The 15,973-nt window shown below is 62.7% G+C and carries 14 protein-coding genes; 5 read left to right on the plus strand and 9 right to left on the minus strand.

Translation table 11 applies throughout. From position 1 onward, the window contains the following. Nucleotides 1-64 precede the first annotated feature (64 nt). Together IE188_RS13235 and IE188_RS13240 are read left to right on the plus strand one after the other, a co-directional pair. Nucleotides 65-988 carry a cation diffusion facilitator family transporter gene (locus tag IE188_RS13235; RefSeq protein WP_191286991.1) on the plus strand — a complete coding sequence of 308 codons (924 nt, stop codon included), beginning with the start codon at nt 65-67 and terminating at the stop codon, nt 986-988. A 25-nt stretch (nt 989-1,013) separates the two neighbouring features. Then, nucleotides 1,014-2,186 (plus strand): MFS transporter, encoded by a 1,173-nt coding sequence (locus IE188_RS13240; protein ID WP_229836821.1) that lies wholly within the window; start codon nt 1,014-1,016, stop codon nt 2,184-2,186. Here IE188_RS13240 and IE188_RS13245 read toward each other — a convergent pair. Next, complete coding sequence (locus IE188_RS13245; RefSeq protein ID WP_191286992.1) at nt 2,183-5,419, minus strand: efflux RND transporter permease subunit; 3,237 nt, start codon at nt 5,417-5,419, stop codon at nt 2,183-2,185. The genes IE188_RS13240 and IE188_RS13245 overlap by 4 nt on opposite strands. Beyond that, nucleotides 5,416-6,330, minus strand: coding sequence for an efflux RND transporter periplasmic adaptor subunit (locus IE188_RS13250; RefSeq protein WP_229836824.1), 915 nt, complete (start codon nt 6,328-6,330; stop codon nt 5,416-5,418). Before IE188_RS13250 ends, IE188_RS13245 begins: the two co-directional genes overlap by 4 nt. A 179-nt stretch (nt 6,331-6,509) precedes the next feature. Here IE188_RS13250 and IE188_RS13255 point away from each other — a divergent pair, with 179 nt between their 5' ends. Further along, nucleotides 6,510-6,827 carry an ArsR/SmtB family transcription factor gene (locus IE188_RS13255; protein ID WP_229836825.1) on the plus strand — a complete coding sequence of 106 codons (318 nt, stop codon included), beginning with the start codon at nt 6,510-6,512 and terminating at the stop codon, nt 6,825-6,827. 25 nt (nt 6,828-6,852) lie between these two features. On the opposite strand, the gene IE188_RS13260 is transcribed toward IE188_RS13255, so the two are convergent. Both IE188_RS13260 and IE188_RS13265 read right to left on the minus strand, forming a co-directional pair. Then, nucleotides 6,853-7,158 carry a type II toxin-antitoxin system RelE/ParE family toxin gene (locus IE188_RS13260; RefSeq protein WP_191286995.1) on the minus strand — a complete coding sequence of 102 codons (306 nt, stop codon included), beginning with the start codon at nt 7,156-7,158 and terminating at the stop codon, nt 6,853-6,855. Beyond that, nucleotides 7,148-7,387: a type II toxin-antitoxin system ParD family antitoxin gene (locus IE188_RS13265; RefSeq protein WP_191286996.1), complete on the minus strand. Its 240-nt coding sequence runs from the start codon at nt 7,385-7,387 to the stop codon at nt 7,148-7,150. Before IE188_RS13265 ends, IE188_RS13260 begins: the two co-directional genes overlap by 11 nt. A gap of 143 nt (nt 7,388-7,530) precedes the next feature. Between IE188_RS13265 and IE188_RS13270 the strand changes: the two genes are divergently transcribed. After that, entirely contained in the window at nt 7,531-7,818 is a 288-nt protein-coding gene (locus tag IE188_RS13270; RefSeq protein ID WP_191286997.1) for a hypothetical protein, read from the plus strand. Further along, nucleotides 7,815-9,686 carry a hypothetical protein gene (locus IE188_RS13275; protein WP_191286998.1) on the plus strand — a complete coding sequence of 624 codons (1,872 nt, stop codon included), beginning with the start codon at nt 7,815-7,817 and terminating at the stop codon, nt 9,684-9,686. The genes IE188_RS13270 and IE188_RS13275 overlap by 4 nt, the downstream gene beginning before the upstream one ends. A gap of 9 nt (nt 9,687-9,695) precedes the next feature. Here the strand turns inward: IE188_RS13275 and IE188_RS13280 are convergent, their stop codons facing one another. Genes IE188_RS13280 through IE188_RS13300 form a run of 5 tightly spaced genes read right to left on the minus strand, consistent with a single transcriptional unit; the run spans nt 9,696 to nt 15,970 of the window. Then, nucleotides 9,696-10,895, minus strand: coding sequence for a catalase family protein (locus IE188_RS13280; RefSeq protein WP_191286999.1), 1,200 nt, complete (start codon nt 10,893-10,895; stop codon nt 9,696-9,698). Next, nucleotides 10,896-12,350, minus strand: a complete 1,455-nt coding sequence (locus tag IE188_RS13285) for a Dyp-type peroxidase (RefSeq protein ID WP_191287000.1) — start codon at nt 12,348-12,350, stop codon at nt 10,896-10,898. It abuts the gene before it with no gap. Further along, entirely contained in the window at nt 12,347-13,648 is a 1,302-nt protein-coding gene (locus tag IE188_RS13290; RefSeq protein ID WP_191287001.1) for a hypothetical protein, read from the minus strand. The genes IE188_RS13285 and IE188_RS13290 overlap by 4 nt, the downstream gene beginning before the upstream one ends. 5 nt (nt 13,649-13,653) lie before the next feature. Next, nucleotides 13,654-14,097, minus strand: coding sequence for a hypothetical protein (locus tag IE188_RS13295; RefSeq protein WP_191287002.1), 444 nt, complete (start codon nt 14,095-14,097; stop codon nt 13,654-13,656). Then, complete coding sequence (locus tag IE188_RS13300) at nt 14,087-15,970, minus strand: GMC family oxidoreductase (protein WP_191287003.1); 1,884 nt, start codon at nt 15,968-15,970, stop codon at nt 14,087-14,089. The genes IE188_RS13295 and IE188_RS13300 overlap by 11 nt, the downstream gene beginning before the upstream one ends. Nucleotides 15,971-15,973 lie beyond the last annotated feature (3 nt).

Genomic DNA, 15,973 nt, shown 5'->3' on the forward strand with positions numbered 1-15,973 from the left:
GATCTTCCGACCCAATCGCCGCACTGTGCGAAACAAAATGACGTCGAACTCGCGCGGGCCACAAATGTCACATCAAGATCACCACAGCCACGACCATCACGACCACATCCCCAAGAACGAACGCAAGATCGCCATCGCTGCGATCCTGACCGGCGGGTTCATGCTGGCCGAACTGGTGGGTGGGCTTCTGTCCGGGTCACTGGCGCTGATCGCCGACGCCGGGCATATGCTGACCGACTTCGCATCGCTGATGCTGGCGTGGTTTGCATTTCGGCTGGCGCGGCGACCGGCAGATTGGAAGCGCACTTACGGGTTTGACCGCTTCTCGGTGCTGGCAGCCTTTGTGAACGGCCTTTCGCTGTTCCTGATCGCAGCATGGATCACGTGGGAGGCGATCGAGCGTCTGACAGCTCCGGTCGAGGTTCTGGGCGGCACGATGCTGGTCATCGCGGTGCTGGGCCTGTTGGTGAACATCGTGGCGTTTCTGGTTCTGACCCGTGGCGAAGGCGATAATCTGAACGTCCGCGCTGCTGCCCTGCATGTGGCGGGGGATTTGTTGGGGTCGATTGCCGCCATTGTCGCTGCCGTGGTCATTCTGGTCACAGGCTGGACGCCGATTGACCCGATCCTGTCGGTGCTCGTCGCGCTGATCATCCTGCGCTCGGCGTGGAGGGTGGTGCGCGAAAGCGCCCATATTTTGCTGGAGGCCACACCGCAAGGCTTCGACCGGCGCGAGGTTGCCACCCAGCTTGAAGCCTTGGCCGGTGTGCACACCGTCGCCCATATCCATGCCTGGTCGGTCACGCAGGAACGCCCGATGGTCACGATGGAGGTCACGCCCAGCAAGGGCGCCGATCCGCAAGCGGTCAAAGCGCGCGTCAAGAAACACCTGCGCGACAGCTTTCACATCGACCACGCCACGGTCGAAATGAATGGCAACGACAGGTCGACAGAAAAAACAGGCTCTAACAGCGGAAATAGTCTCTGAATGCAAAACCCGCCCGGAAACCATCATGCCTGATACGCCTGCGCCGACGATCCTGTCTGCCCGCAATGCGGTGATCGCCATGTTCGTGTTGAACGGCGCATTGTTTGGCCTGTGGGCGTCGCGCATCCCGACGGTGTCAGCCAAACTGTCCTTGGACCCCGGCACATTGGGGCTGCTGCTATTGCTGATGGGCGGCGGTGCGATCGCCGCCTTTCCGTTGGCAGGGCGCTGGGTGGATCGCCACGGGGCGGCGGTCACGACGGTTTGGATCGCCACCATTCACGCCTTGTCGATCCTTGGCATCGGGCTGGCGCCGACGGTCCTGACCCTCGCCGCGGCGCTGTTCTTTTTCGGTGCGACCCATGGCGCGATGGATGTGGCGATGAATGCATGGGCCGGCGCGGTCGAACGCCACCTGCCCCGCCCGATGATGTCGCGCTTCCATGCCTCGTGGTCGGTGGGCGCGGGGATCGGCGCAGCATCCGGGTTCGGCGCGATCAAGCTGGCCCTGCCGCTTCTGGCCCATAGCCTGCTGGTGATCGGCCCAGTCGCCGCGCTGTGCCTCTGGCTGGCCCTTGCGCCGTCCCGCGCGCCGCACTGGGCGCCTGCACCGCAAGGCGGGGCCAAACCCGCACCTCTGTTTACACTGCCCAAGGGCCCGCTTGTGCTGGTTGGACTGATCGCGATGTGCGCGTCACTGGGCGAAGGCGCGATGGCCGATTGGGGTGCGATTTTCCTGATGACCACAACCGGCGTGACCGAGGCGTCCGCCGCCATCGGCTATGCGGTCTTTTCGGTCGCAATGGTCATCATGCGATTGGGCGGAGATAGGGTCACATTTCGTTATGGTCCCGCCCGCACCGCGCGGCTGGCAGGGATCATCGCCGCCTTCGGGGCCGGGCTGGCGGTGGGCATCGCCACCTATCCGGTGGCTCTGGTCGGGTTTGCCCTGATGGGGGTGGGCTATGCCGTCATCATGCCGCTGGCCTTCAGCCGTGCCACCAACGACCCCATCCTGTCGCCCGGCAAGGCGGTCGCCAGCCTGGCCACGCTGGGCTATGGCGGGCTGTTGATGGGGCCGCCGGTGATCGGTTTCATTGCCGAAGCAACCTCGATCCGCGTGGGCTTTGCGGTGCTTATGGCACTGGCCGTGTTGATGGCGACACTGGCCCCGGCCCTCAGACCGCCCGCGCCTTAGTCTTCGGTCGCGACCGCTGGCCGATAGGGCACATCCGCGTTCTTGAACAACACATAGATCGCCGGGATCACCAGCACCGTCAGCAAAGTGGACGAGGCCAGCCCGAACAGAAGCGAGATCGCCAGCCCCTGAAAAATCGGGTCGGTCAGGATCACCGCCGCACCGATCATCGCCGCAATCGCGGTCAGCAGGATCGGTTTGAACCGGATCGCACCCGCGCGCAGCAGGGTTTCGCGCAACGGTTCATCCCCTTCTGTCCCATGCCGGATGAAATCCACCAGCAGGATCGAGTTGCGCACGATGATCCCCGCCAGCGCGATGAACCCGATCATCGACGTCGCGGTGAACGCCGCATCGAACAGCCAATGCCCAAACACGATCCCGATGAAAGTCAGCGGGATGGGCGTCAGGATGATCAGAGGCACCCTGAACGACCCGAACTGCGCCACAACCAGCACATAGATCGCCAGGATCGCCACCCCGAAGGCCGCGCCCATGTCGCGGAAGGTGACATATGTGACCTCCCATTCCCCGTCCCACAAAAGCGTGGGGGTGGCGTCGCTGTCGGGTTGGCCATGCAGACTGATCTCGGGCTGTGGCACCTCGGCGGACCAGGGCCGGTCGTCCAGCGCGTCCTGCACGGCAAGAATGCCATAGATCGGCGCTTCGAAATCGCCCGCCATTTCGGCCATCACCATTTCGGCAAAGCGGCCATTGTGGCGAAAGATCGGATAGCTTCCGGGCTCTTCAGTGACCGTCACCAGATCGCCCAGTTCGACCACACCCCGGTCGCCCGGCAACAGGTTTGCCGGAACAGGGGTCGAGGCCAGACGCGCCGACCAGTTCAACTCGCCCCGCGGCAGGGCCACGCGGATTTCGGTCGGGTCGCGCCCTTCGCCGCGATGGGAATAGCCCACGGGCATCCCGTCAAACAGCACCCGGATCGTGTCATAGACATCGCTTTGCCGGACGCGGAAAAACTCCAGACTGTCCTGATCAATCGCCAGCCGCAGACGCGGGCGGGGCTGGCCGAAACTGTCCTCGATATCCACCACATAGGGCACGGAGGCGAAGGCTTCGCGCACCTCGTGCGCCACGGCACGGCGGGTGTCGGCGTCGGGGCCATAAATCTCGGCCAGAAGCGTCGCCAACACCGGAGGACCCGGCGGGATTTCCGCAATCTGGATCGAGCCACCGTCGGGAATATCTATATCCGCCAGCATCTCGCGCGCCGCCAGCGCAATGTCGTGGGACGAGCGGTCGCGGTGGTGCTTGGGTTCAAGATTGACCTGCAAATCCCCCAGTTCAGGCCGCTTGCGCAGATAGTAATGCCGCACAAGCCCGTTGAAATTGAACGGCGCCGCCGTGCCTGCATGAAGCTGGATCGAGGTTGCTTCGGGCAGTGCCGCCAGCCGTTCTGCGGCTTCGGTCAGCACGCGTTCGGTGCGTTCCAGGCTGGTGCCTTCGGGCATGTCAACGATCACCTGAAACTCGGATTTGTTGTCAAAAGGCAGAAGCTTCACGACCACCGTGCGGTCAAAGAAAAAGGTCATCGACCCGCCGGTCAGCACCAGCACAACGATCAGAAACACACCTGCCCGCCAGCGGCTGGCGATCACCGGCGCAGCGACGCGGCGGAACATCCGGCCCAGCACGCCTTCGCTTTCATGATCATGCCCATTCGTCTCTGATCCACCGCGACCCGCGATTTTCAACATCAGCCACGGGGTCAGGATCACGGCCACGAAGAAGGAGAAGATCATCGCAGCCGACGCATTGACCGGAATCGGTCCCATATAGGGGCCCATCAGGCCGGACACGAACAGCATGGGCAAAAGGGCGGCCACCACGGTCAGGGTCGCAACGATGGTGGGGTTGCCCACCTCGGCCACCGCCTCGATCGCGGCGGTCACCCGGCTTCGCCCGTCGCGCATCGCCCAGTGGCGGGCGATGTTTTCAATCACCACAATGGCGTCATCGACCAGAATACCGATGGAAAAGATCAGCGCGAACAGCGACACGCGGTTGATCGTGTAGCCCATCATGTTCGAGGCAAACAGCGTCAGCAGAATGGTGGTTGGAATGACGATGGCGACCACGATCCCCTCGCGCCAGCCAATCACGAACGTGACCAGAAGCACGATGGATACGGTAGCAAGACCAAGGTGGAACAGCAGCTCATCCGCCTTCTCATCAGCGGATTCACCATAGTTCCGGGTGACTTCGACACTGATATCGTCAGGGATCAGCTCGCCGCGCAGAAGCTCCAACCGCTCCAGCACATGCTCGGCCACCAGAACGGCGTTCGCCCCCTCGCGCTTGGCAATCGCCAGCGTGACGGCAGGCAGGCGGGTCCAGTCGGCGTGGTGATCGTCACGGGTCATGGTCCAGGTGCGCGCGTCCACTGGCGCGCCGCCCACGACAATATCCGCCACATCGCGCACATAGACAGGGCGCCCGTCGCGGGTGGTAAGCTGCAAAAGGCCAATGTCCGACGGGCTGTGCAGGGTCTGCCCCGCCGTCACCACCAGGCTGCGGTCCAGCGTGTTAACACGGCCCGCCGGGAAGGTCTGGTTCGCCTCGCCCACGCGGGCGGCGAGTTGTTGCAGGGTGACGCCGTACAGGGCCAGCCGTTCGGGGTCGGGTTCAATGCGGATCTGGTCGGTGCGCCCGCCAACGATATAGGTCAGACCCACATCCTGAACCGACATGAGCGACGCGCGCAACTCCTCGACCAGAGAATAGAGCGCACGGTCATCCCAATGGTCCGCGACCTCGGGCGTGGGCGACAGGGTCAGCGCCACGATGGCCACATCATTGATGCCACGCCCCACGATCAGGGGCTGCGGAATGCCCTGCGGGATGCGGTCCATGTTTGCCATGATCCGTTCATTCACGCGCAAGATCGCAGCGTCGGGGTCTGTGCCCACGTCAAACCGGGCGGTGACCATCACCTGATCATCCTCGGTCTGCGAATAGATATGTTCGACCGCGTTGATCGAGCCCAGAATGGCCTCAAGCGGTTCTGTCACCAGTTCGACCGCATCGGGCGCGCGCAAACCATCGGTGCGCAGCATCACATCGACCATGGGGACCGAGATTTGCGGCTCTTCCTCGCGCGGGATGACAGCCAGTGCGATCAGGCCCATGGCAAGCGACGCCAAGAGCAAAAGCGGCGTCAGGGGCGAACGGATGAACCCCTTGGTCAGATGCCCGGAAATACCCAGTTTCATGGCTGCACCAGCTTGTCGCCAGCCGACAATCCTGCAAGAATTTCTACACCACCGGGGGTTTCCTCGCCCAACAGAACCACAACGTCGCGGGTGCCGTCCGACGTCTGCAAGGTCACGAAATCATTGCCAAACCGCGTGGTGACAAGCGCGCGCGGAATGACGATAACTTGCCGCGTGTCGACGGTGACATAGACCCGCACCCGCTCGCCCACAAAGAACTTGCCCAGCCCGTCCACCTCGGCATCCGCCGTGATGCGGCCGTTCTGAATCTGGGGATAGACCTGACGGATCACGCCGGTCCGGGCCACGTCACCCCCAAGCGCGGCGCCCGCGATCTCAACCGGGTTGCCTTCGGCGATGGATCGGGCGTGGCGTTCGGGCACATTGAGGCGCAATAGATAATGATCGGATGCGATGATCGCGACCGGCTCACCCGGCAGCATCACACTGCCGCGCGGGGCTAGCACGTCCAGCACGCGCCCCGCAGCCGGGGCCAGGACCTCGCCTTCGCGTTCCTGCTGCACCAGCACGTCGCGCGATTGCCGGGCCGACGCCAGCCGCCCTTCAAGAACCGCCACGGCGGTTTGGGCCTGATCGACGCGGGTTTGCGCGATGATGCCACGGGCCAGCAAATCCTCGGCCCGTTTCAGGTCATCACGCGCCTGCGCCAGTTCAGCCTCAAGCGATGCGGCTTGCGACGTGGCGGCGGCAATCTGCGGGGCCATCTGTTCATTGACCACCCGCGCCACGACATCGCCCGCCGCGACCATATCACCTTCGTCCACCATCAGATCGACGATGGTGCCGCCGATCCGCGTGCGTGCGGTCAACGTGTCAACGCTTTCAACCGTGGCAAACACCGCCTTGCGGTCTGACAGATCGCTGACAGTCACCTCATGTGTCTGGGCCATGGCCGGCCCGGCAAGAAGAACGGAAAGAAGCAGAGCTTTGTACATATCGGCGCCTTTGATTTGGGCGGGGTTCAGCGTTTTTCAGCGCGTTTCAGCCGAAACGGCGGATGCGCTTGACTTTCATATTAGCAATTTCTAATTTAGTAAACACTAAAATATAGTTAAGCGTGAATATGTCCATGAACACCGCCCCACACGACACCGATCCGATGGCAGACCTTCAGGCCCGCGCGGACGAGGTCGCAACATTGCTCAAGCAGCTTGCCAACACACGCAGGCTGATGATCCTGTGCCGCCTTGCCGCTGGCCCCGCCACGGTGTCCGAGCTGTGCACGGTCGCCGACCTGTCACAATCGGCGATCTCGCAGCATCTTGCGAAGATGCGCGCCGAAGGTCTGGTGCAGGGGGAAAAAGAGGGGTTGCAGATCCACTACTCGATCTCGGACCCGCGCTGCATGGATGTGCTGAACCACCTGAAAGCCAGCTTCTGCGACTGAACGCGGAGCGCCGCTTGTGGTGCAGTCAGTTGTCCAATGCCGCCAGAAGATCGCGGCGATTGTGCAGGATTCGCAGGATTGTGACGCCCCCCTCGTCGGCCTGATAGATGACTAGGTGGGATCCGGTGGGAAAGATGTGGACGGGCGGCGAGAACTCGGCCCGAAGGCGGCAGATTCCCGGCTGATCGGCGACAAGTTCAAAAGCGGTGATCAGCGCATCAAGATACCGGTCCGCCTGTAATGCGGACCACGTTCGTGCGCCATAGCGCCAGATTTCTGTAAGGTCGTTTTCGGCTGCCGGTGTTAGGCCATACGGCGCCCTATCGCGCATCTTTGCGCATCCGGGCCTTGAACGCTACCGCGTCGAATGGCGTGGCCGGGCCCGAGGCAAGGGCTGCATCGACGGCCGCCTGCACCTCGGCAATCGCGGCGGCGCGTTCCTGGTCCCGACGGATCAGATCGCGCACATAGTCGCTGGAGTTGGCAAACCGGCCGGAACGGGACTGCGACTCGACCCAACTTTTCATCTGTTCGGGCAGGGAAATGTTCATCGTGGTCATGGCGGGCCTCCTGCATCCAAAGATATGGCAAACTTTGCCAACTTTCAAGATACCCCGATGGTCACCGCACCAAGCTCACTCATGGTTGTATTAACCTTGACGCAGCGTTACCCTGAACCAACGGATTTTCAAATCCAACCGGGATGGACGACCAAAAACCGAAACCCGAAGGTGAGAAACAGCCGGAAAAGCCGTCTTTCTGGAAGACCTTTCCTGGTATCCTCACGGGCATCGCGGCCGTTGTGACCGCCGTTGCGACGCTTCTGGCGGCGGCTGACAAGGCCGGTCTGTTTTCCGCGCCCCCTGCGCCCCCTTCGCAAGCTGACAACACCCCACCTGATCCGTCCGACAGCGGGGCGTCCACCTCTGGCGACAACAGCCCGATTGTGCAGGACACGGACGGCAACGTCACCATCACGGTCGGCGAATGACCCGGCGGCTCGCATATGCGCTGGCATTCCTTGCCCTGCCCGCCGCGGCCCCTGCGCAAGAGGTCACGACCTATGGCGATTGCAGCCCCATCGTGCAGAATGTGGGCGGCGATGTGACCGTCATCTGCTACAAGGATCAAAGCCGCAAACCCAAGTTCCGCGTGGTCTATTACCGGCTGGGCGGCGTCGGGCAAAGCTTTCTGCTGAACGGCATACTGTCCCCCGAATGGGAGAAATACCTAGGCGGGCAACAGGCCATCGTCAACAACGCCGTGCATAAGGAAATCCGGTTTCTGACCGACAAGTTCGGACAGCGCATCTGGGGCAGCAACCTGTTCGGTTCCGTCGCCTTCGAGGGTGGCGATTTTGGCGTCGGGCTGGCCGACTATGCCACCCGCGTCGATGCGGGAATTGACGTGATGGACAGCGATGCCGGGCGCCTTCCCAACCTGCAAGAAGCCGACGGGTGGCGGGTGTACGGTGAAGGCGAACTGTTCGTGCCCGACCTTGACGCCGCCGAAAGCCTGTTTCTGCGCGGGGCCGTCCCGGCGGCGTATCAGGCGTTCTGGGGCACCTCATCAGGCCCGGCACGTTGGGTCGTACCGGGTGCGACACTCACCGCGCCAACCTTGTGGCGATCTTTGACCCCTGATGACCTGAAAGGCTACGAGGATCGGTATCAGGCCTATCTGGGGCGCGCGCTGGACATCTCGCGCGATGCCGCCAACCAAAGCGAATTGCGACAACGCGCCGAACGCGGGCTGTTTGCCAATGCAGGCGCAGGCTACTTTTCAGATCGCCCCATCGAACACCGCCCGCTGGACGCCTTGCGCTATCTGTCCCGCAACGGATTGCCGGAAGGATACGCCATCGTCAAAGGTGAACCCGGTGTGCATTATGGCTGGGCTTTCACCGTCAGCACGCGCAGCGCGGATTTGCTGGTGGCGGTCTTGGAAAATGTGGGCGACCAACCGATGGAGGTGGGCGCGTTCAGCATCGCCGAGACCGAAGAAATGACCCTCAGACGGCATGACGACACACAGGCGCTGCTTTTGACCGCTGACCCGGTCGACAAACGGCTCTGGCCGCCCGGCGTTCTGGCACCCGGTGAAAAGCTGGTGATCCCGGTACGTATCGAGATGCCGCTGATGCCCGAGTTTCTGGACTGGGTGGTTGAGGGATATCGCGAGGCGTTTGCGCCGGGTGAGGCCATCCGTGCCGAGGCGCAAGCTCTGGGCGACCGACCCATCCTGTTTGTGCACCCCAGCGCCACCGACAACGCGCTGTTTTCCCTGCGCGCGCAGGATATGCCCAAGGGCCGCATCCCCGTCCTTGAGCCCCGGTTTGAATACGGCCCCGCATGGGCCATTCAAGCGGTCGAGGTCGATGGAACCCGATATGACTTCCGTCAGCACGATCCCAACAACTTCATCCTGTTTGCAGGCGGCGGCATCGGAAGCTGCCCTTACATCTACACCTATCATTCCGATGGCGATGTCTGGGTCGAGGAAAACCACGTCCTTCTGGGCGCCACCAGCCCCGACCTGAAACGCACAGACCGGCTGAAGCTTTCTCATTTCGAGGGGCGCTTGGAAATCCGCGAGAAAGAGCATGAACTGGCCCATCTTGATCAGATCTCGCTGATCCTGCGGAACGCGGACGGGCAGGAAACCGTCTATCCCGCCACATGGCCCAAGCCGCTGACCCACGAGGACGGGCAGAACCTTGTGCTGGGATACAACGAAGCCTCGGAAGTGCGTTTCGACCTGCCCGATGGCGCACTGAAGGGTAAGACGGTGTTCCTTTCGGCCACGGGCTATTACGTGCCCTTGTCCGACCCTGCCCTTTTCGCCAACCGCGCGCCCTGATCTGGCCTGTCAGTCGAACCGCTCGTCGCCGGTTGGCTCCACATGCTCGGCCCGGTTCATGTGCTGGCGAAACGCGGCCAGTTCCTGATACATCCGCCGCCGCGCGCGGCTTTGATTGCCCAGCGGGCGATGCTCTGGCATCGAATGCCACGGGTTGATCCGCGTGTTGCGCGCAAAGGCCATCTGCGCGGGCGTGTCAAAATCCTGCACGGGGATCGTAATACGCGCGACCGGGATCCACGGCGACACCTCTTCCGGCCACAGGACCGAGGCATCCTCGATCGGCATCAAGTGCGGGTCGGTCTGAATTTGCACGACCATATCAAACTCGACGTCCTGTGCGCGCAGAGTCCGGGCCATGTTGTCACGCAGATAATTGGGCGGCACCCGGCCAAAGGGCACGCCGGGAATGTCCATCGGCACATCACTGCGCGGCACATAGGAATAAAGCATCGCCTGACCTTCGCCCAGCAGATACGGCACGCAACTGTAATACCGATGCCCCAGCGGGTTATACTGCGTTTCGTTCCACAACCCTTGCATCAGGAAATCCAGCAGATGGCTGTCTTTGGGGTTCAGGAAATACCAAAGCGGCTCGTCGATGGTGCTCCAATATTGCAGCTTGGCGTTTTCGCGGGCATCCGGGGTGACGAATGTGGGCGTGACAACCGCGGGCCAGTCTTGCGTGAACTTTTCTTCGTCCATCAGCTTCGGGCCGGGCACGTCCATCAGCTTGACCGACATCGACCCAAACCCCACGTCGCGAATATCCTCGGGCACGTCCGGGCCGGGGCCAGCAAAGCGGATATAGGCCGGGTAGTCGCGTTCGGTCGCGAATACGCCGTGGCGCAGATGCTCGGGCAGGTCAGGCAAGACGGTGAAGGTGGCGCGGACCAGCCCGTGCGTCTTGGTGTTGCCGCCACGCTCATACGCACCCGGCTGGAAATGCAGGTTCATCTGCTCGCGCATTTCGTCGATGATGGTTTGCAGGGCGTCTTCTTCCCAATCAAAGATCTTTTCCTCGGCCAACGCCAAGCCAAGATCTTCGCGCTTGCGATTTTTCATCCGCTGTATCCAATTCGCCAAAGGTGCACGGACCAGATCGTTCAGGCGGCGGCGAAAGAACGGCTCCAACCGGCGTTCGATATGCAGACCGGCTTGGGTTGCGCGGTGGATCAGGCGGCGAAGAGGGATCAGGATTTGACGCATTCAGACCTCCTGTCTGGCGTGACGGGCAATAATGCGCAACGCGCTGAGGCCCGGCAGGAAGAAATAGCCGCCGCCCTTCACCGTCACGAACTGCGGCAGGGGGGCAAAGCGGTCCCCCGTCCCTGTCGGAGTTTGGATGGTGAACCCGTCGCTGGCCACGCCACAGAAGGGTTGACGATTGCCCAGAAGGGGATCGGCCTCGCCCGTCAGCCCGTTGAAGGTGGGCGCGGCGATCCAGGCGTTTTGCACGAACTCGAATTGCCGCACCAGATCGGCACAGAGGCAAATGAAGAACAGCCCGCGTGCATCCTTTGCAGCGTCCGGTCGCAATGCAGCTTCGGGCGTCAGCGCACTGCCATAGGCACGCCCGCGCCGCACCAGCCGGTGAAACCGGGTCGAGGCCACAAGGTCATGCCGCCCCGGCAGCTCGTCGCGCCGCCTGCGAAAGCCAAGCGTGCTTAAAAGCCAGCCAAGCCGCCCCTGACCGCGATGCGGCTGATCACCCGTGCGCGGGTTGGCGCGGCGGATATGCGCACCAAGCGGGCAGCGCAGCCCATCCACGTCGTCGTCATAGGTAAAGTCGTTCTTGCGCGGTGATCCCGCGACATCACGCCGCCCTTGGATCAGGGGCGTGCCATCCCGCCTGCGCCCGACCATCTGCGCCGCCAGCTCTTCCCGTCGCGCGCTGTCGCCATCGGCTTCTTTGTCCAGATAGGTCCAGAGCCCCGGCACGTCCTGCGCCAGTTGACGCATCACCAGATAGCTGCCGTTGCGCCGCAGATCAGCCTCGGACAAGTCTGCGCGTTCGTCATATTCGTTGCGATACCCCAACACGACCTCGCCGGGCGAGATCAGGTTGCTGAAATCCTCGCGCCCGTGTTTGGCGGGGGGGCGGGCATCCTGCCAGTCGATCTTGGGTTCCGAAATGCCGTCGCGGAAGCCGAACGGCTCAAACCCGTCGTTGGGGCGGGTCGGGAAGGTATGCATCGGAGTGAAGGCGGCGTGAAAGGTGGGGGTCAGGATTTTGTCCTGCCACGCCGCCAACCCGCCCTTGCGGGCATAAAGCAGGATCAGCACATGCGCCTCTGCTTCGTCCCAATCCCAGTTTTCCGGCGCGTTCGTCCCGGTGTCGCCCAAGCGACGCGACCGGCTGTCCTCGCCGGTCATGCCAAACAGGAAGGGTTGCGCGAAATACGCGAGAACGTCCGCCCCCAGCCCCATCGCGCGCAGGCCGGCCGCTGTGAACGCCACCTGCAAGGCCATATCGGGCGGCGCAGGCAGCGTTTCAGCAGAGGTGACGGGCGCTGTCTCCAGCCACGCCCCGGCCGCCTTCGGATCACGGATGCGGCACAGGATGAACGCGGCCTCGACCAACGCGCCGTGGCCGAAACGGATCAAGCCCTGCATGTCGTCAAACGCGACCGGCTGGTTGGGTATGCCCTGTGTGCGCGTCATATCTTGGCCAACCAATTGCGCAGGGCTTTGGCCCCGTCCGGGCGCTGCTCAAGCCCCTTCCGAATCTCGCCATGCCGCGCCAGATCGCGGGCGGTCAGACCGGGATAGGCTTTGTACCAGACCTGCGTCGGCAATTGCCGGTTGCGCAGGTATCGTTTGAACTTCGCCTCTTGCGCCGCGCCCCCTTTGATCAGAAACCGTGTGGACGGATAGCCCACGCCGTTCGAGAACACGAGATTCAGCCCCCACGCCACCTTGTTCACGAAATCATCCATATAGCTTTCCAGCGCCCCGTCGTAATTGCTGCAAAACATCACGCGGCGCTTGTCGTCGACAAAGACCCAGCGCGCGAAATGGATCGTCTGCACCCGGGTCAGATAGCCCCGGCCATAGATATGCCGCGCGGCGTAATTCAGCAGATACAACGCAACGGTGGTAACCACGCGCCGGAACGATCCGGGTTTCACATCTCCAAAGGCGGAAAACGGGTTGGTCACATCGTGATCCTCGTATCGGCCCAGATCGACGATCCGCGCGTCCTCGGGACGAGGCAGGATCTCGGGGTCTGACCGTTCGGCCATCCGCAAACGCAGAAGGAACAGCGGCAGCAGCAGGATCAGCAAGGGCGACAGAAGCAGAATGACAAGCGGCAGCGCGATCAGGTCGATCCATCCCGAAATCCGGTTGCGCCATGTGGGCCGCACAGGGTCGGTCAGCCGCAACTGCCCACTGGCCCTCTGACGTTCAACGAACTCAACCAGATGCTGGTGCAGCCCGAACGCATCCGCCGTGCCCTGCACACGTACAACCCGCCCAAGCTCTTCGCGCAAGGCGCGCGCCAGGGCAGCTTCTTCGTGAACCTGCACGACCGTACGGCCCCGCATGTTTACGTAATTCGCCGCCTCTTCGACGTGGTGATCTTCCATCCAGCGCAACAGATCGGTGCCTTCATGCACACCCTCGCAATGACCAAAGACCTCTGCCAGCCCATCGGCGCAATGGGTGACAAGCTCGCGCAGGAACACTTGCCGGGCGCCGTCCACATCGCCCAGAAACGCAAGCTGCAATGGGAAGGGGCGCGGGGGCTGTCCATAGGCTTCGACATCGCGCCAAGTGTTCGCCTCGACCAGAAAGAACCGCGCGACATGCAGTTGATCGAACCGGCCAAACGGCACCAGCGCGTTGTCGGGATCTGCAAGGCCGGGTTTCAACGTCATGCTTTCCAGCAGCGACACAAGGCTTTCCGCCCGGCCATCGGCGACCGGGGCAAGGATGAAGAATGTGTCCTGCTGCGTCATCGGCCTCAGGTCTCGGCGTTGAAATCAAGGGCAAAGTCGATCAGCCGCGTGTCGTCCCAATACACCTTTCCCAGATACATACCCGGCCCGATCTGGCGGATTTCATCGCGAATCCACTGCGCCACGATCGAGGTGTCCGAGTAATCCAGCACGATGCAGTCCTTGCCATCCATCCAGCTTTTTTCAACATAGACCTTGGCCAGAATGGCGTTCAGCCCGAACGGCAGGATGCGGTTCTTCAAGACCTGTTTTTCGCTGTCAAAGACCTTGCCCTGCCAGGCAAACCCGTTGATGAACCGCGAGATCAGCGGGGTGAACCGCGTGCCCGGTGCGATGATCGCGGTGCCTTCGGCTTCGCCGTCCGGGATGGGGCCGGGGACCACGCTTGAGAACAACTCGTCCAGCGCGTCCTGCTCCATATCCATCAATGTGTCGATATCATGTGCCATATTGCACCTTTTCGGTTTGTGTGTGGGATTGCGCCTCCGCCAGCAGCACCTCGGCGGCTTTCTCGCCGATCATGTAGGTGGCGGACGCTATGAAAAATCCGGGGATGCGCGGAAAGACCGACGCATCGGCCACGCGCAGACCTTTGGTGCCGTGGACCCGCAACCGGCTGTCCAGAACGCCACCCTGATCGGTTGGCCCGATGGGGCAGGAGCACGACGCATGATGCCCCCAGCAATTGTCACGGACGAACTGCGCAATCTCGGCATCTGTTTGAACGTCCGGGCCGGGGATTTCCTCGGCGGCGATGCGCCCGGCGTCATGCAGGGGCTGACAGAGCTTGCGCACGAACTTGACACCTTCGACGACCGCCGAAAGGTCCTCTTCACCGCCGTCTGCGAAATAGTTGAAGTCGATCACCGGCGGATCACGCGGATCGGCCGATGCGAGCGTCACCCGGCCCGCCCGGTTCTGCGTATGCGCCTTCAACACCGCCCAGCTCAGATGATTGTGGCTTTGGGACAGATCGGCGGCATAGCCGGGATAGTACCCGCTGAACCGCCCCAGAAGCGCCATGCAGAACAGGTCGGGCAGAATCTGCGCATCCGAGGATTTGCGAATGATCCCCAGGGCAGCCCCATTGGTGGCATACATGCCGTCACCTCGGGTCTGCCATTGCCGCCACAGCGCGTCGCCCTTGGCAAATCGGCAAGCTTTCATGCTGTCCCAGCAATCAAACGCCATTCGGTTCACCACCGCAACCTCGTAACGGTCCTGCAACGAGCGCCCGACGCCGGGCAGCGCCACGCGCGGCGTGATGCCGTGTGGGGCCAACGCAGTGGGATCGCCAATGCCCGACAGCATCAGCAGTTGCGGGGTGTTGAAGGCGCCCCCGGCCAGAATGACCTCGCGCTTGGCCAAGGCTTGCTTTGGTTCCCCCGGCGCGTTGCTCGGCGCGGCATGGGCGCGGTAAAGCCATTCGCCCTTCAGGTATTCGACCCCGATGGCGCGGTTGCCGTCATCCAGCAGCACACGTGTTGCCAGCGCGTCCAGTTCGACCGTCAGGCGGTCAGGATACCGCTTCGCCACATCTAACACCCGTTCACGCGCGCCGACGCGCACGCCGTTCTGCGTCGTCAGCGGCGTATAGACCATGCCCACCGCATCATCGCCAATGCGGTCGCGGTCATTGGGGTCGGCGGCGCTGTTGGCCAGCCAGCGCAGGCGCCGTATGAACTCCGGTGCCGATCCCCAGCTTTCGCGCAAGCTGTTGCGCAGCACGTCCATGATGTCGTCATCGCGCACGGCGGCGCGCGGGATCGCCTTTTCGGTGGTCAGCCAACCGTCGAATCCGTGGCCGGTGCGATCAATGCCAAGGCTGTGCAAGACGCGCTGTACCGGGCGGTGACGGCAGTTTTCCAGCCGCCGAAAGATCTTGTGCATGGCCTTGGGCGACCAGCCATCGTCGCCGGTCAGATCCGCAATCCCCTGCCAGTCGGCATTGTGGGGATACATGAATATCATCGCGTTATGCGCCGTGCAGCCGCCTAAGGTACCCGCGCGGGGATACAGAACGCCATCAGGTCCGGCCTTGGTGTCCCGCGCTTGTGTGTCCTTGTCGGCATAGTGATTGACCATGAAATCCCATCGGATTGCCGCATTCTCGGTCGCGAAAGGGTGAAAGGCGGGCACGTCATAATCGTCGGGCAGCCGGTTCGCGGCCTCGTCCATCCCGCGCACACCACCGTGCTGCGAACGGGGATCACCACCGGCTTCGAGCAACAGAACGCGCATCCCGCTTTCCGCCAACCGCGCGGCCAGTGTCCCGCCGCCAGCCCCCGAGCCGACGACGATGTAATCATGATCCGCAGACACCCG

This window comes from Aliiroseovarius zhejiangensis, assembly GCF_014656375.1.
Lineage (GTDB): Bacteria > Pseudomonadota > Alphaproteobacteria > Rhodobacterales > Rhodobacteraceae > Aliiroseovarius > Aliiroseovarius zhejiangensis.